This is a genomic window from Parabacteroides faecalis (genome assembly GCF_022809355.1).
GTDB lineage: Bacteria > Bacteroidota > Bacteroidia > Bacteroidales > Tannerellaceae > Parabacteroides > Parabacteroides faecalis.
Genome location: NZ_JAKZMM010000014.1, coordinates 66,332 through 81,656 on the forward strand (window position 1 = coordinate 66,332; position 15,325 = coordinate 81,656).

Below are 15,325 nucleotides of genomic sequence, written 5' to 3' on the forward strand. Positions count from 1 at the left end.
TTTAGAGTCCAAAAGCCGGAACCAAATCATCCAACTGTTGCTGAGTCATACCTTCCGGATCCTCTCCTGAAGCCTGACGGGCACTGAAATATATCTGAGCGGATTTACTCAACGTATCAATGGCATCGAAACATTCAATCAAATCCTCTCCAACTGCCAGAATACCATGTTTTTCCCAAAATACCACATCATGATTCTCCAGCTGTTTGATGGTTGCCCGAGCCAGTTCCACAGTACCAGGTATTTCATACGGAACAATACCGATTCCTTTCGGTACAATGATTCGGCACTCTGGGATCATGCTCCAAAGTACTTTCGTTAGATAATCCGAATTTAAGAATCGCTTGCAATGTGTCATACCTATCAAGTCTGTTGGATGGGTATGTAAAACAACTCTATTATCACGACCTGTAGAGCGAACATAATTATGCATCATCAAATGTGAAGGCAACTCTGAAGTTGGTTGAATAGGTTGTTCTGCAATGATCTCATAACTCAAGCCATCGGCTGCAACCCGGATCAACGAACCGTTCTCAAACGGAGCAGGAGCCACATAACGCATGCGTTTACCTGTTCCTGTAACGTAAAATACATGTCCGGCTAAAGCTTCCATCTTTTCAGGTAAAGCCTTGGCCGGAGCCAGTGCCGGAAGAGCCAGATCTTCTGACGTCAATAACGACGTTACGTTTACGGAAATATTTCCCCCATTCCGTTCTGCCCATCCTTTAGTCCATAAATAACCAGCGACCTCTGCTATACGGTCTATTTCTGCCATTAAAGCACAATTGCTTCTTAACTGTTCCATTTTCAATCAATTTATAATTTTATCCATTCATTTCATCCGGATAATTTTCATAGCGAACCGGATGTTATTTTAATATACACCACTTTTTATCAAAAATACGCCAGCTTTTCACCAAAATACGCCGGCTTTTGATGAAAATACGCCGGCTTTTTTTGGTGATCCAATAACCTTATAAATTGGGGAAAATTAAAGAAAAGATTAACACACACATACCTGTTACCAAAACAACAATTGTCTTCTGGTCAACCCCTTTCCATTCCTTCAATAAGATTCCCCAAATATTACTAAAAATCACATTCAACGACATGAGGATACTCCATGAAAAAGCCAACATCACCGGAGAATCGGCAAAAAAGCTCTTTCCCATTCCCAAACCGAAAAACTGCGAATACCATAATACACCGGCCAGTGTGCAAAATAAGACATTATTCCACAAAACACCAGCCGAAACAGAGAAATATTCTTTCCCAGTATGATTACGTCCGTTCTGATAGATGCAATAAATGGCATTGGTCAAGAATCCACCTGTCGTCACTAACAAGATGACCGGGTTCAGAACAAACAGTTCATTAGCACCATGGCTCCGTACCAACTCAGAAATAGGAGAACCTGCTTCCAGGCCTAAATTAAAACAAGCGCTCATCACACCAGCCAATAAAGCGACAGCCAATCCTTTTGTCAAAGCAAAATCCTTAACGGCAGCCTGTTTCTCTTCTTCTGTCATATTCCGAGCCCGCAGACTCCCGGCATATCCGATGATAGCAATACCTGCTAATGTGATACAAACACCCAGCAACAAGATAAGTCCTTCGCCATGCAATAAATCCTGCCCTCCGAGAATGGCAGGGAAAAGTGTACCGAATCCGGCACAAGTACCTAAAGCTATACTTTGCCCCAAAGCCACTCCCAAATAACGCATACTCAATCCGAAGGTCAATCCGCCTACGCCCCACAACATGCCATATACAATTGCCTTCAAACTACCTTCCATTTGAAACAAGTCCATCAAGCCAATACCCTCTGGAAGAGCCAGAAATGTACCTAACAATGGAAAAACCAACCAGGCAAAAATACCTTGAACCAGCCAAAAGCTTTCCCAACTCCAGGATTGAATCTTGTTGATTGGAACATACGAACTACTCTGTCCCAAACTTCCTAAGGCAACGATCAATAAACCAACAAGAACATCCATAATTATCCTCGCTTACAAGTTATCTCGGCTTCGTATTTTTCTATATCCGTCATATAGCTTTCACCAACCGGAACATTATTCTTCAAGCAGAACATATCCCAAACAGCATTCCACGGTAAGCTTTTGGCTTCTTCCTGTAAAGCCAACCGCTGGAACAGCTGATCATTTTCTTCATACTTCTGCAACAAAGCAGATGGTTCCAACAACGCCTGTAACAAAGCTTTCTGGGCAGCCCGGACACCAATCACATACGCTCCTATACGATTGATAGTCGCATCAAAGTAGTCCAAACCTATATGAATCCTGTTTAATGCATTTGAACGGACCAGTTCACGTGATAAATCCAACAACTCATCATTTAAGATGACAACATGGTCACTATCCCAACGAACCGGACGACTGACATGCAACATAATCTCAGGAGTAAACAACAACAAAGAAGATATTTTATCAGCAATGCTTTCTGACAAATGAAAATGTCCTGTATCCAAAGTAACCATTTTCTGGTTCTTCACACCATAACCCAAATAAAAGTCATACGAACCGACAGTATAGTTTTCCAAGCCAATACCAAAAAGCTTCGCTTCAATACAATCTTTCATATTCTTATAGTCAACGGAAAATATCTCATCCAATGACTGTTCCAAAATCTGACGATATTTTAACCGGCTGGCAGGCACTTCCTTACTTCCATCATGGATCCAGAGATTCATAATACAAGGATCTTGCTGGAATTTACCCATCTCTTCACTAATCCAACGGCAACGTTTGGTATGTTCAATCCAGAAATTACGTATATCATCCTGAGGATTAGCCAATGTCAGATTGCCACTTTTTGGATGAGAAAACGAAGTACTGTTAAAATCCAATTTCATTCCTTGTTCCTTGGCCCATTCCATCCAGCTTTGGAAATGACAAGGCTCTATTTCATCCCGATCAACAACCTTTCCCTGGAAATCGCCATAGATAGCATGCAGATTCAAGCGATGTTTTCCCGGTATTAAAGAAGTTGCCTTTATAATATCTGAACGGACTTCATCAATGGTTCGCGCCCGTCCCGGATAATTTCCGGTAACCTGAATACCACCAGTCAACGAACCTCCCTGATTTTCAAATCCCATTACATCATCTGTTTGCCAGCAATGCAGCGATAATGCTATCTGCTGAAGCTGATCCATTGCTTTTTCTGTATCTACACCTAACGAAGCGTAACGTTCTTTTGCCATTTCATAGGCCTGATTTATATTTCTTTCGTTTGTCATGATTGTAATTATTTTGAGGTTAAACTTAAAAACTTCTGATAAGCATCTTTATACATTTCAAATTCTTTCTGAGGAACAAAGATCTGAGGAGATAAGCTAGATAATATGAACCGTCTCATCTCCCAACGGTCACAGACAAGTCCGGCTGCACGAGCCTGCACCAATCCATTTCCTACAGCTGTTGCTTCTGATGGTCCGGCAACTACAGGCAACTGAATCACATCAGCAACCAATTGATTTAAGAAATCATTCTTAGCTCCTCCTCCAATAACATGCAATCGATGAATCGGGAACGGAGCGACTTGTTTCAAGAAGGTTAATACCTTGCGATAACTAAAAGCCAGACTCTCAAAAATACAACGGACATATTGACCAACCGTTTCGGGCTCCGATTGATTACTATCTCTACAAAATTGAGAAATAGCATCCTGCATATTTTGAGGATTAGCAAAACAGGCCGCGTTAGGATTTACCAAACTTCTAAATGGTGCCTCTTTTTCCATTAAGGCAATCAACTCAGTATAAGAATAATCTTTACCTTCCCGCTTCCATTCTTCCCGGCAACGTTCCAACAACCACATGCCTGTAATATTCTTCAAGAAACGGATTGTCCCATCAATACCGCCTTCATTCGTAAAGTTTTCCTGATATGATTCTTCTGAAATAATAGGTTCTTCCGTTTCTATACCCATCAAACTCCATGTTCCACTACTCAAATAAGCAAAATTACGATCGGTTGTCGGGACAGCAGCTACAGCCGAAGCCGTATCATGTCCTGCTACTGCAATAACAGGAATGGATCCAACACCCGTTTCCTTACTTAAAGAATCAGTCAATGAACCAACAACAGTTCCTGGGAAAACAATCTTCTCAAAAAGAGAAGTTGACACACCTGCAGCACACAACAACTCTGCATCCATTTCTTTTGTGTATGGATTTACCAGTTGGGCAGTTGATGCATCCGTATATTCACACACACAGTTTCCTGTAAGCAAATAAGAAAGCAAATCAGGAATAAACAAAGCCTTCGCCGCTTGTTCCAATGGAGAATAATGCTCTTCCTTCATCTGATACAGTTGAAACAAACTATTGAAGTTCATTATCTGAATACCCGTTCGCTTATATACATCCATCTGCGACATCCTTTGCTGGAAAAACTTTTCGGGCACACCTTCCGTAAACGAATCCCGATAAGCCCGAGGCAACGCTAATAAAACACCATCTGCCCCAATCAATCCAAAATCGACTCCCCACGTATCAATTCCTATTGAAGTCAAATGGATATTTTCCTTTCCACAATAACACAAAGCCTTTTTTATCTCTTTGTATATATGATAAATATCCCAATAATAACGCCCGTGAAGCTCCATAATTCCATTTGAGAACCGATGTATTTCCTTCATCTCAAATTGGTCTTTCGAAAAAGTCATCACAACTGCCCGACCACTAGTCGCACCAATATCAAATGCTAAAAATGTGTTTACTTCCATGATAATTTATCCGTTACTTGAAGATTTTTCTTATTTTTGGACAAAATTATCCGGTTTCCGGAGAAAAAATATTTAGATATTGATTTTAAACCTTTCAATTCTGATACAAATGAATACTCAGATGAATAATCAATTATGTTATTTGACATATAGTGCGAATGATGAAGCATGGGGAACCATTATCACAACAGCAGGTTTCCAACATATCTCACCTCATGCATCCTATCCGCCATCCCAACATCCCAAGAATTATAACTTTTGTCCACAAAACGGACGTATCCTGAATGAATACCAATTTGTATATATAGTAAAAGGTAGTGGTACTTTTATATCAGATCACTGCAAGAAACGTTCCGTAAAAACAGGAGATTTGCTGATTCTTTTTCCGGGAGAATGGCACAATTACTATCCAGACATAGACTCCGGATGGGATGAATATTGGGTAGGTTTCAAAGGCAGTTATATGGAACATTTAATTGATAAGCACTTCTTTTCTCCCGAAAACCCGATACTAGAATTAGGAATCAGTAGTTCACTCGTCAACTTATATGAAGATTTACTACAAACAGCCAATAATGAAAAGGCTGGTTTCCAAGTTATGTTGGCGGGTATTTTACAACACATTACCAGTACGATCTTCTATAAATACAAAAACCAGTCATTTGCTGATGCTTACATCTTGGATAAATTGGATGAAGCACGTAGAATGATGAAATCAGAAATTGAACATCCGTCGTCACCTGAAGAAATTGCAGCTCAATTAGGATTAAGCTATTCCTGGTTTCGGCGGACATTCAAAGATTACACCGGTATATCGCCAGCTCAGTATCAAATTCAGTTACGCTTAATCAAAGCCAAAGAACTGTTAAGCCAGACAACGCTCAACATTACGGAAATTGCCTATCAGTTACATTTCGAAAATGGAGGACAATTTTCTACTTTCTTTAAGAAAAGAGAAGGACTAACACCCAAAGAATACAGAGAATGGATTTCGGCTGCTAACTCAAAAGAATAAATCGACAGCCTATTCCATATCTAATGTTTACCTATTTTGATAGAAATTCAAGATGGATAATTTTGTAGCCATTGATTTTGAAACAGCCAACCGCGAACCTTCCAGCGTTTGTAGTGTTGGTATTGTCGTTGTAAGAGAAGGGAAAATACAGAATCATCTATATCGCCTGATTCACCCTACTCCTAATTATTATAACTATTGGAATACTCGTGTCCATGGATTAACAGCTGCCGACACAGCCCAAGCACCTGCTTTTCCTTTCGTTTGGGCAGAAATAGAACCGCTTATAAGCGGACTTCCGCTTGTTGCCCACAATGCCGTCTTCGACGAAGGATGTCTAAAAGCGGTTTTCCGAAAATATGGCATGACTTATCCTGAATATAAATTCTATTGTACCTGCCGCGCTTCCAGGCGTGTTTTCGGAAAAGAATTACCGAACCATCAACTACAAACCGTCGCTGCTCGTTGTGGATATCAACTGGAACACCATCATCATGCCCTCGCAGATGCAGAAGCCTGTGCCTGGATTGCCTTACGAATTATGGATTTGTATCTTAACAGCTAATTTCTTTTGCCACCAGTACAAATAAAACAGACAGATGACCAAAGAAACAACCGTTGAAAGAGGTGGCGCAAATCCCATCCAGAAAAGCGACGTCGGATCAATATGGCTGAACAACCACGATAATGGAATACGAAATAAAAAGGTAGCAATCAGACTATGTACCATCGGGAACCAGGAATTTCCTTGTCCGCTGAAATAAGAATTCATACAAAAAATAAAACTTACTAAAATACAATCTATGCTGTATCCTCTCAGATATGTTGCTCCCATACTTATAACCGCCTCATCTTCCGTAAAAATGCGAATCCAATTTTCCGGAAAGAATTGTGAATAAACACACATTGAAACACCAAACACCAATGCCATACCAATACCGGCATACAAGCAACGATTCATTCGTTCTATCAATCCGGCTCCATAGTTCTGAGCAGTCATGGCTGCTACTGCAGATGATATTGCAACTGGTGGTAACATGGCAAATACGATAACCTTTTCCACAACTCCTAATGCTGCAGATGCAATCACACCCATTTGATTCACAATGACCGTGATTATCAAAAAAGATATATTTACCAAAGCGTCCTGCAATGCAATAGGAGCTCCCAATACCATGATGCGCCGTGACAAAAGACCATTCAAACGAATATCTTTCCGGGTAAACGGGAAACTAAATCCACGACGATGTAAAAACCACAAAGCAGTCACAAAACTGATTCCTTGGGATGAAATCGTTGCCAATGCTGCTCCTGCAGCCCGCAAATGAAACGCTCCTACCAACAAGAAGTCGAGTACAATATTGATAATACATGCCAACAATACAAAATAAAGAGGTGTCCGAGAATCACCTAGCCCTCTCAAAATTCCGCAAACAACGTTATACCCAATGATAAACGGAATGCCTAAAGAGGCAATTAAAAGATAAGCCTGTGTATCATGCATGGCTTCTGCCGGCGTATGCATAACAGAAGTTATCGGATCATGACACAAAACCATCAAAAAAGTTAGTACAATGCCTATTAAGGCAAATAACCAGACCGAAGAGCCTATAACAGCAACCAACTCCTTATAATTTCTTGCTCCCGTTGCTATCCCGATAAGAACAGTAATTCCTGTCGTCAATCCTAAAATAATTCCGGTAACAGTTTGCATAACCTGACTACCTATAGCCACTCCGGCTACACTGGCTGCATCATCAAATTGACCGACTACAAAAAGATCAGCTCCACCATATAAGGCTTGTAATACATTGGCTAGCAAATAAGGTAAAGCAAATTGGAATAATACTTTAACTACATTTCCTTGTGTCAAATCAAGCTCTTTCATTTTCTTTACATGATTAATAATAACAATTATACATATAAACAGAAAGCCGGATAAGCTGATTGGTTTTACCCAGTCATCTTATCCGGCTTTTATATCGCCCTCCGATGAGGATTACAAAACGCTCCTTTTCGTTATGTTCTGCAAAGGTAGGACGAATCGCTGAGCTAATCAAATAATTCTGCTAGTTTCTGTTGTTTGCGATAAAAACCAGTTTAACAGTTCCCGGTTGGCTTCGCTGTCAATCTGCAAATCATGTTGTTCTTCAAAAAGGTCTAACGAATACGTTGTTTCCCCACAGATATCAACACCGATAACCTTTTCCTGTCGAAAGATAATAGCCAGCAACTCTTCCAATTCTGCTAAAGAAAACTTTCCCTGGTCCCAATTCGTAACAGCGGCTTTCTTATTCAGTACATCTTTATCTACAGAAATGTAAACGGGTTCATTAACATGCTCCCGTGAAAAGTTACGCCAGGCTTCTTCGTGTGAGAAACTTGCCTCGCTGTAACACTTTACCCGAGAAGAATAAGACACTGGTATAGCATGAATAAGACGTTCATCTGCTCCGACAATCAATACCTTCTGAAGAAAAGGATTCGTATCAATAACGGCTTTTATCCACGAGCCGCACGAAAGCATTTCTTCATATAAAGAAGGTTGCATATCCGGATGATGATCAAAGACAACCAATGAAAAAGGTTCTCTGATTTTATCAGTCCAAAACTTACTTACATAATGATCATTTCCAGAGTCAATAAAATGAATACCATCCGGTGCAAATGGTTCCATCCGCTGCTTCAGTTTTAAGGCAGCTTCCTCATCACAATAACAATCCGTACCGTTCAAATCTGTACAATCAAGCCATTGGAAACGTTGATTCCGAATAAAACGTTCCTGCTCATATACATGCGTAAAATTCATCAAAAGGATATTCGGCTTCATTTTATCATTGAGTTATCAGAAAAATGCCTGCAGATTCTTTTTCTGCAGGCATAGTAATACTCTATTTCAACGATTTTCCATCAGAAAAGGCATTTCCAACCTTCTCTCCCAGTACCCGATAATGATGATGAATCGGATCATAAGTAATTGGCCTTAGTTTATCAAGGTCAATCTTGCCATCTTCGCCTAAAACAGTTTCATCTGCCGAAACATTAACGATGCGTCCCACCATATGGCAGGTCTCCGGATCATAAGAAACCAATTCACATTCCAGTGTCATAGGCAATTCTTCGACAACCGGAGCATTGACAAATGCAGACTTTACCGTATGAAAGCCCGCTTTCTCTACTTTATCAGGTACTTTTTTACCCGACACAAGACCAACGTAATCACAGGCAACTACCTGATCAGCCGTTGCCATACTCACTGTAAAGGCTTTTGAAGCAAGAATATTTTGAGTTGTCTGGTGCTCTTCCGCCAAACAAATCCCTACCATATTATCTGTATAAATACCGCCCCAAGCTGCATTCATAGCATTGGCTTATCCTTCTTCATCATACGCGGCTACAATAAAAACCGGCATCGGATACAACCACGTTTTAACACCAAAATTCTTTCTCATCTTTATTTCTCCTTTTAATTTATAGATGATATAAAAACAATCATCCTTTTATTGCTACTTTTATCACACCATCTTGCCTGTTCTCTAAGATACGATAGGCTTCTTCAATTTCACGCAACGGGAAACGATGCGTAATAAGAGGTGTCGTATCGATCTTTCCTTCTGCAATCAAATTCAAGATCTCCGCACAATCGCATCCGTCAACTCCACCTGTCTTGAATGTAAGGTTCTTCCCATACATGTCTGGCAAAGGTAATACTTGCGGACGATCATACAAGGCAACTACTGTTACTATGGCATTCGGACGGGCACACTTCCATGCCAAAGTAAAAGAATCATCAGATCCGGCCACTTCAATTACCACATCTGCTCCTCCATGATTGCTTTGCTGACTGACAAACGACAGACAGTTTTCTGGTTCAACAACAAGTACCTCCGGATAATGTTCTTGCACAAAACGAATACGTTCTTCCGATTTCTCACAAACGATAATCCGGCGCGGATGTTTCAACATCACACAAAGCAAGGTACAAATACCTGTTGGTCCTGCACCTATAATCAAAACCGTATCTTCCGGTTTGATTTCCGAAATACGAGCAGCCCAGAACCCGGTAGCCAAGATATCGCCAACAAACAAAGCCTGCTCATCTGTTACTTTATCCGGAATACGATTCAGCCCCTGATCAGCATACGGTACCCGAACATATTCTGCTTGTCCGCCATCAATACGGCAACCCAATGCCCAGCCACCATTCGGATCCTCACAGTTATTGACATAACCATGACGACAGAAGAAACAATCGCCACAGAATGTCTCGACATTTACTGTCACCCGGTCACCCGGTTTTACCGAAACCACATCTGGACCGACCTCCTCCACGATACCAACCATTTCATGTCCTACTGTAATACCAGGTACAGCCCGAGGCACACTTCCATGTTTGATATGTAAATCGCTGGTACAAATACTACCCAACGTTACACGAACCAAAGCATCCCGGCTATCTTTCAACTGAGGCTTCGGTTTCTCACACAAGGCAAATTGACCTTGCTCCAAATAAGTATAAGCTAACATAATTTCTTTTTCGATTTATCTTTCTTACGAACAAAGATAATACAACCCTTTATAACCTCTAGAAATCCCAAGAGAATTAAAATCATTTCTCATGAGAATCGAAAACGAAACTCACGAGAATTATTTTCAAATCCCGTTAGATTTTATTTTGCTGTTTGCTGATCTACAAAAACCAGACGGTTGGTATCATATCCTCTGGCTTGCAATTTCTGGAGTAATTCATTCCGGAGTGTATCGGGTATTGTCTTGTCGCGGCTCATAATCCAAAGATATTTATCCGAACTACTTCCAATCAATACATATTGATAGTCAGGATCTATTTCCAGTACATAATAATCGGCATAAAACCAAAGGAAGAAAGAAACTTTCAATTTTCCCGGATCATTCGGATCAGGTTGCTTGGCTTTTCCTTTGATTTGTTTCAGTTCTCCGTCCTTCCAACCTTCATTCAAGACTTCTATTTTACCATCTTCGCGCAACGAATACGTTGCCGATACATGGGTCATTTCCTTCTCGAAACGATGATCATAACGGGCTATTTCATACCAACGCCCCATAAAACGATTCAGGTCTAACGACTGTACTGTATGATTATCAATCGTATCCATCGGATTACCTTTAGAAAAGCCACAGGCACTTATGCCGAAACAGGTACACAATAAAAGAAGCAGATTTTTCATAAGCAATGATTTAAACAGGATTCATTGCTGGCAAATATAAAAAAAGATCTTGCTACTTCATACTGTAACAAGATCTTTTCTCAGAGGTTCCTGGCGGATTCGAACCGCCGTAAACGGTTTTGCAGACCGCTGACTAAGCCACTCATCCAAGGAACCGATAATATTTTAATTTACACAAAAGACTCTCATCCGAAACTCGAGGTTCCTGGCGGATTCGAACCGCCGTAAACGGTTTTGCAGACCGCTGACTAAGCCACTCATCCAAGGAACCAAATCACCAACAACCCTGTTGTTTTTCTTTTGCGATTGCAAAGGAACGAAATTGTTTTGAATCTGCCAAATTTTTCCTTGATATTTTTATCTGTTGACTCATTCTACGCTCTTTTTGTAGCTTTTAGCATTTCCCTGACTCAACGGTTCTGAACGGATAAAAGCATTATACTAACCCGATTATTTGAATAAGTAGAAAAAAAAGAGTTAATTTGCAACCGTATATTTTTAATGGATAAAAAGAATCATGACTTATACAGAAACGGAAATTCCAGGCGTGTGGATCATTGAACCGAAAGTATTCAAAGACGCCCGCGGTTATTTTATGGAAGCATTCAAACAAGAAGAATTTGACGCGCATATTGGTCCTACCCGCTTTATACAGGATAATGAATCCTGCTCATCGAAAGGTGTATTACGCGGACTGCATTATCAGCAGGCTCCTTATTCACAGGCCAAACTGGTACGCGTCATTAAAGGATGTGTGCTGGATGTAGCTGTCGATATCCGGAAAGGATCTCCAACATTCGGTAAATACGTAGCCGTAGAGCTGTCAGACGAAAACAAACGTCAGCTTTTTATTCCACAGGGTTTTGCCCATGGATTCCATGTCTTGAGCGATGAAGCCATCTTTACATACAAAGTGGATAATCCATATACGCCATCGGTAGAGAGAAGCATCCGGTATGATGACCCCGACATTCAGATTAACTGGGGAATTCAATCACCTGAGGAAGTCAATCTTTCAGAAAAAGACATGAAAGCTCCGTGGCTGAAAGATGCCGATATTAATTTCACCTTTTAAGAGACAACCAACATGAAGACTTATTTAGTGACAGGAGCAGCCGGTTTTATCGGTGCCAACTTTATCAAATATATGCTGGCCAAGTACGACGATATCCAGATTGTTGTACTTGATTTGTTAACGTATGCCGGTAATTTGGGAACGATCGCCAGCGACATCGACAACAAACGTTGCTTTTTTGTCAAAGGAAACATCTGCGACCGCGAATTGGCAGATCAGCTTTTTGCCCAATATGCATTTAATTATGTAGTCAATTTTGCTGCAGAAAGCCATGTGGACCGTAGTATCGAGAATCCGCAACTCTTCCTGCAAACCAATATTCTGGGTACACAGAATCTGTTGGATGCTGCCCGCCAAGCTTGGACAACCGGCAAAGATTCAACCGGATATCCGACATGGCGCACCGACGTTCGTTTTCACCAGGTTTCTACCGATGAAGTATACGGCAGCTTAGGTGCTACGGGATTCTTCACCGAAACAACACCTCTTAACCCGCACAGTCCATACAGTGCTTCCAAGACAAGCGCAGATATGTTTGTGCAGGCTTATGCCGATACCTACAAAATGCCAGTCAGCATTACTCGCTGCTCCAACAATTATGGTCCTTATCATTTCCCGGAAAAACTGATTCCGCTTATTATCAAGAATATTCTGGAAGGAAAGAAACTGCCGGTTTATGGAGACGGATCGAATGTCCGCGATTGGCTGTATGTAGAAGACCATTGTAAAGCCATCGATCTGGTGATCCATAAAGGCAAAGCCGGTGAAGTTTACAATGTAGGCGGACATAACGAGAAGACCAATCTGGAAATTGTCAAACTGACCATTCGTACCATCCGCCAGTTGATGGAAGAAGAGCCTCAATACCGGAATGTATTGAAGAAAAAGGAAATGGGTGCAGACGGACAGCTTTCTATTGACTGGATCAATGATGATCTGATTACATTCGTCAAAGATCGTCTGGGACATGATCAGCGATATGCCATCGATCCTACTAAAATCCAGAGAGAATTAGGTTGGCTTCCGGAAACCTGCTTCGAGACAGGTATTGTGAAAACCATCCGTTGGTATCTGGAAAATCAGGCATGGGTGGAAGATATCACCGGAGGCGATTATATGCAATATTACGAACGGATGTATAAAGGCCGCGAACTTTAAAATCAGATTACAATGGATTTCCGATTAAAGGTGTTTTACAGTGTAGCTACCAATCTGAGCTTTACCAAGGCTTCACATGAGTTATTCATCAGTCAGCCGGCTATCAGTAAGCATATCCGGGAACTGGAACAACGCTTTGAGACACCTTTGTTTGAACGAAACGGAAACAAGATACAACTGACGCGTGCGGGAGAATTATTGCTCTCGCATGCCCAGTCGCTGTTGGCTGCTTACCGGCAGTTGAACTTCGAAATGAATTTACTGACCAATCATTTTTCCGGAGAACTCCGTTTAGGAGCCAGTACAACGATTTCCCAATACGTTTTACCTCCGTTGTTAGCCAAATTCATGCAAAAGTTTCCCGACATCAAACTTTCTTTGCTAAGCGGAAACAGTAATGACATCGAGCGAGCCCTGACCGAAGGGAAAATAGATTTAGGACTAGTCGAAGGATGTGCTCACTTAAACACCTTGCATTATGAAGCATTCATGAAAGACGAGCTCGTTGTTATTACACACACCTCTTCTTCTTTGGCAATCCATGACAAGCTGACTCTCGAACAATTCCGTTCACTTCCTTTTGTATTGCGTGAGAATGGTTCCGGTACACTGCAAGTATTGGAATCAGCCTTATCTGAACATAAAATAAAATTATCACAGCTGAATATCTTAATCCAGTTGGGAAGTACGGAAAGTATCAAATTATTCCTGGCCAATTCCGATACCCTCAGTGTTGTATCCATCCGTTCCGTTGCCCGCGAGATTGTAGCCGGAGACTTCAAAGTGATTGATGTTCCGGACTTAAAGATGGAGCGAAAATTCAGTTTTGTCCGGCCTTTAGGAAGAAATAGTGGGTTGGATGAGAACTTCATTCGCTTTGTTCTCCGCAATGCTACCTGATATAACTTGAGGTTATAAGCTATAAAAATTTACCGTTCGCTTTTATGAATAAGTTACTCTACCTTTGTCCTCCGAAAACAAGTAACATCATAAAAGTAAAAAGATATGTTTAGCGAAAAAAGAGGAAACGTACTTCACGGAATTTTGCTGATCGCCTTATTCTCCTGTTCAGCATTCTACATTGCAGAATTTGATTTCATCAAGAATCTTTCTTTCAGTCCACTGATCGTAGGTATCATCTTAGGTATGCTGTATGCCAACAGCCTGCGTAACCATTTACCGGAGACTTGGGTTCCGGGTATTCAGTTTTGTACCAAACAAATCCTGCGTGCCGGTATCGTACTTTACGGATTTAAACTGACTTTCCAAAGTGTCCTGGCTATCGGTTTACCGGCCATCCTGATTGATTCGATTATCGTCATTGCGACAATCCTATTGGGAATCTTCCTGGGACGTGTATTAAAAATGGACAAAGATCTGGCATTATTGACATCCACCGGAAGTGCTATCTGCGGAGCTGCTGCTGTTCTCGGCGCCGAACCTGTCGTGAAAAGTGAAGCACATAAAACGGCTGTAGCTGTATCTACCGTAGTTATCTTCGGAACAATCTCCATGTTTATCTATCCGGCCTTATATCGTGCTGGCATCATCGACCTGACTCCTGAACAGATGGGTATTTACACCGGTTCTACATTACATGAAGTTGCACACGTAGTGGGTGCAGGAAACGCGATGGGAAAAGAGATCTCTGATGCTGCCATCATTGTGAAAATGATTCGTGTCATGATGTTAGCGCCGGTATTAGTCGTTATGAGCTTCATGCTGGCTCGTACGGCAGTTAAAGCAGTCAGCCCCATGCAGGCAAAGCAACGAATGAACGACGTAAGATCACTATTCCCTGGTTTGCTTTCGGCTTCCTGGCTGTCATCGGATTCAATTCATTGGATTTATTACCAACACCGGTAGTCACTACCATCAATAACATTGATACTTTCATGCTGACAATGGCGATGACGGCTCTCGGAACAGAAACCAGCATCGAGAAATTCAAGAAAGCGGGAGCCAAACCGTTCTTACTGGCAGCGCTGCTTTATATCTGGTTGCTTGTCGGAGGTTACTTGCTGGCCAAGTATGTAACACCAATCTTGGGCTGATTACTTCATTCAATGATATTCGAAAAAGAGAAATAAAGGTAAAAGCAAACCTTTATTTTTCTTTTTG

At 41.2% G+C, this 15,325-nt stretch carries 14 protein-coding genes, 2 tRNA genes and 1 pseudogene; 6 read left to right on the plus strand and 11 right to left on the minus strand.

Annotated features, from left to right (window positions below; translation table 11 throughout):
* Position 1 precedes the first annotated feature (1 nt).
* The 4 genes from rhaD to MUN53_RS07320 all read right to left on the minus strand — a co-directional run bounded on the left by rhaD (position 2) and on the right by MUN53_RS07320 (position 4,749).
* Positions 2-805: a rhamnulose-1-phosphate aldolase gene (gene rhaD, locus MUN53_RS07305; RefSeq protein WP_243324371.1), complete on the minus strand. Its 804-nt coding sequence runs from the start codon at positions 803-805 to the stop codon at positions 2-4.
* Between the two features lie 169 nt (positions 806-974).
* A complete protein-coding gene (gene rhaT, locus MUN53_RS07310) occupies positions 975-1,997 on the minus strand; it encodes an L-rhamnose/proton symporter RhaT (protein ID WP_243324374.1) in 1,023 nt (340 codons plus the stop codon).
* Positions 1,998-1,999: 2 nt separating this feature from the next.
* Entirely contained in the window at positions 2,000-3,259 is a 1,260-nt protein-coding gene (locus MUN53_RS07315) for an L-rhamnose isomerase (RefSeq protein WP_243324376.1), read from the minus strand.
* A gap of 8 nt (positions 3,260-3,267) precedes the next feature.
* The gene (locus tag MUN53_RS07320; protein ID WP_243324379.1) at positions 3,268-4,749 is read right to left on the minus strand and encodes a rhamnulokinase; all 1,482 of its coding nucleotides are present in this window, start codon (positions 4,747-4,749) and stop codon (positions 3,268-3,270) included.
* A 121-nt stretch (positions 4,750-4,870) separates the two neighbouring features.
* Here MUN53_RS07320 and MUN53_RS07325 point away from each other — a divergent pair, with 121 nt between their 5' ends.
* Both MUN53_RS07325 and MUN53_RS07330 read left to right on the plus strand, forming a co-directional pair.
* Complete coding sequence (locus MUN53_RS07325; protein WP_243324390.1) at positions 4,871-5,764, plus strand: AraC family transcriptional regulator; 894 nt, start codon at positions 4,871-4,873, stop codon at positions 5,762-5,764.
* Between the two features lie 52 nt (positions 5,765-5,816).
* The gene (locus MUN53_RS07330; RefSeq protein ID WP_022456231.1) at positions 5,817-6,329 is read left to right on the plus strand and encodes a 3'-5' exonuclease; all 513 of its coding nucleotides are present in this window, start codon (positions 5,817-5,819) and stop codon (positions 6,327-6,329) included.
* Here MUN53_RS07330 and MUN53_RS07335 read toward each other — a convergent pair.
* The 7 genes from MUN53_RS07335 to MUN53_RS07365 all read right to left on the minus strand — a co-directional run bounded on the left by MUN53_RS07335 (position 6,297) and on the right by MUN53_RS07365 (position 11,242).
* Positions 6,297-7,652, minus strand: a complete 1,356-nt coding sequence (locus MUN53_RS07335; RefSeq protein WP_243324392.1) for an MATE family efflux transporter — start codon at positions 7,650-7,652, stop codon at positions 6,297-6,299. The two genes, MUN53_RS07330 and MUN53_RS07335, sit on opposite strands and share 33 nt — an antisense overlap.
* A 168-nt stretch (positions 7,653-7,820) precedes the next feature.
* On the minus strand, positions 7,821-8,594 hold the full coding sequence (locus MUN53_RS07340; protein WP_243324394.1) for an arginase family protein: 774 nt from the start codon (positions 8,592-8,594) through the stop codon (positions 7,821-7,823).
* 61 nt (positions 8,595-8,655) lie between these two features.
* Entirely contained in the window at positions 8,656-9,126 is a 471-nt protein-coding gene (locus MUN53_RS07345; RefSeq protein ID WP_243324396.1) for a flavin reductase family protein, read from the minus strand.
* Positions 9,127-9,256: 130 nt separating this feature from the next.
* Positions 9,257-10,291 carry an alcohol dehydrogenase gene (locus MUN53_RS07350; protein WP_243324398.1) on the minus strand — a complete coding sequence of 345 codons (1,035 nt, stop codon included), beginning with the start codon at positions 10,289-10,291 and terminating at the stop codon, positions 9,257-9,259.
* Positions 10,292-10,434: 143 nt separating this feature from the next.
* Positions 10,435-10,971, minus strand: coding sequence for a lipocalin family protein (locus tag MUN53_RS07355; protein ID WP_243324400.1), 537 nt, complete (start codon positions 10,969-10,971; stop codon positions 10,435-10,437).
* Positions 10,972-11,055: 84 nt separating this feature from the next.
* Positions 11,056-11,127 (minus strand) — tRNA-Cys (locus tag MUN53_RS07360).
* Positions 11,128-11,170: 43 nt separating this feature from the next.
* Positions 11,171-11,242 (minus strand) — tRNA-Cys (locus tag MUN53_RS07365).
* Between the two features lie 246 nt (positions 11,243-11,488).
* Here MUN53_RS07365 and rfbC point away from each other — a divergent pair.
* The 4 genes and pseudogenes from rfbC to MUN53_RS07385 all read left to right on the plus strand — a co-directional run bounded on the left by rfbC (position 11,489) and on the right by MUN53_RS07385 (position 15,258).
* Positions 11,489-12,046, plus strand: a complete 558-nt coding sequence (gene rfbC, locus MUN53_RS07370) for a dTDP-4-dehydrorhamnose 3,5-epimerase (protein WP_243324402.1) — start codon at positions 11,489-11,491, stop codon at positions 12,044-12,046.
* A gap of 12 nt (positions 12,047-12,058) precedes the next feature.
* Positions 12,059-13,204, plus strand: coding sequence for a dTDP-glucose 4,6-dehydratase (gene rfbB, locus MUN53_RS07375; RefSeq protein ID WP_243324403.1), 1,146 nt, complete (start codon positions 12,059-12,061; stop codon positions 13,202-13,204).
* 12 nt (positions 13,205-13,216) lie between these two features.
* Positions 13,217-14,104 carry a LysR substrate-binding domain-containing protein gene (locus MUN53_RS07380; protein ID WP_243324405.1) on the plus strand — a complete coding sequence of 296 codons (888 nt, stop codon included), beginning with the start codon at positions 13,217-13,219 and terminating at the stop codon, positions 14,102-14,104.
* Positions 14,105-14,209: 105 nt separating this feature from the next.
* Positions 14,210-15,258: pseudogene (locus MUN53_RS07385) on the plus strand (YeiH family protein).
* Positions 15,259-15,325 lie beyond the last annotated feature (67 nt).

Bases quoted from the DNA above. Each gene is read 5' to 3' on its own strand.
- MUN53_RS07330 (WP_022456231.1), top strand. From the start codon at position 5,817: ATGGATAATTTTGTAGCCATTGATTTTGAAACAGCCAACCGCGAACCT.
- rfbC (WP_243324402.1), top strand. From the start codon at position 11,489: ATGACTTATACAGAAACGGAAATTCCAGGCGTGTGGATCATTGAACCG.
- rhaT (WP_243324374.1), bottom strand. From the start codon at position 1,997: ATGGATGTTCTTGTTGGTTTATTGATCGTTGCCTTAGGAAGTTTGGGA.
- MUN53_RS07345 (WP_243324396.1), bottom strand. From the start codon at position 9,126: ATGAATGCAGCTTGGGGCGGTATTTATACAGATAATATGGTAGGGATT.
- MUN53_RS07380 (WP_243324405.1), top strand. From the start codon at position 13,217: ATGGATTTCCGATTAAAGGTGTTTTACAGTGTAGCTACCAATCTGAGC.
- MUN53_RS07315 (WP_243324376.1), bottom strand. From the start codon at position 3,259: ATGACAAACGAAAGAAATATAAATCAGGCCTATGAAATGGCAAAAGAA.
- rfbB (WP_243324403.1), top strand. From the start codon at position 12,059: ATGAAGACTTATTTAGTGACAGGAGCAGCCGGTTTTATCGGTGCCAAC.
- MUN53_RS07320 (WP_243324379.1), bottom strand. From the start codon at position 4,749: ATGGAAGTAAACACATTTTTAGCATTTGATATTGGTGCGACTAGTGGT.
- MUN53_RS07325 (WP_243324390.1), top strand. From the start codon at position 4,871: ATGAATAATCAATTATGTTATTTGACATATAGTGCGAATGATGAAGCA.
- MUN53_RS07335 (WP_243324392.1), bottom strand. From the start codon at position 7,652: ATGAAAGAGCTTGATTTGACACAAGGAAATGTAGTTAAAGTATTATTC.
- MUN53_RS07350 (WP_243324398.1), bottom strand. From the start codon at position 10,291: ATGTTAGCTTATACTTATTTGGAGCAAGGTCAATTTGCCTTGTGTGAG.
- MUN53_RS07355 (WP_243324400.1), bottom strand. From the start codon at position 10,971: ATGAAAAATCTGCTTCTTTTATTGTGTACCTGTTTCGGCATAAGTGCC.
- MUN53_RS07340 (WP_243324394.1), bottom strand. From the start codon at position 8,594: ATGAAGCCGAATATCCTTTTGATGAATTTTACGCATGTATATGAGCAG.
- rhaD (WP_243324371.1), bottom strand. From the start codon at position 805: ATGGAACAGTTAAGAAGCAATTGTGCTTTAATGGCAGAAATAGACCGT.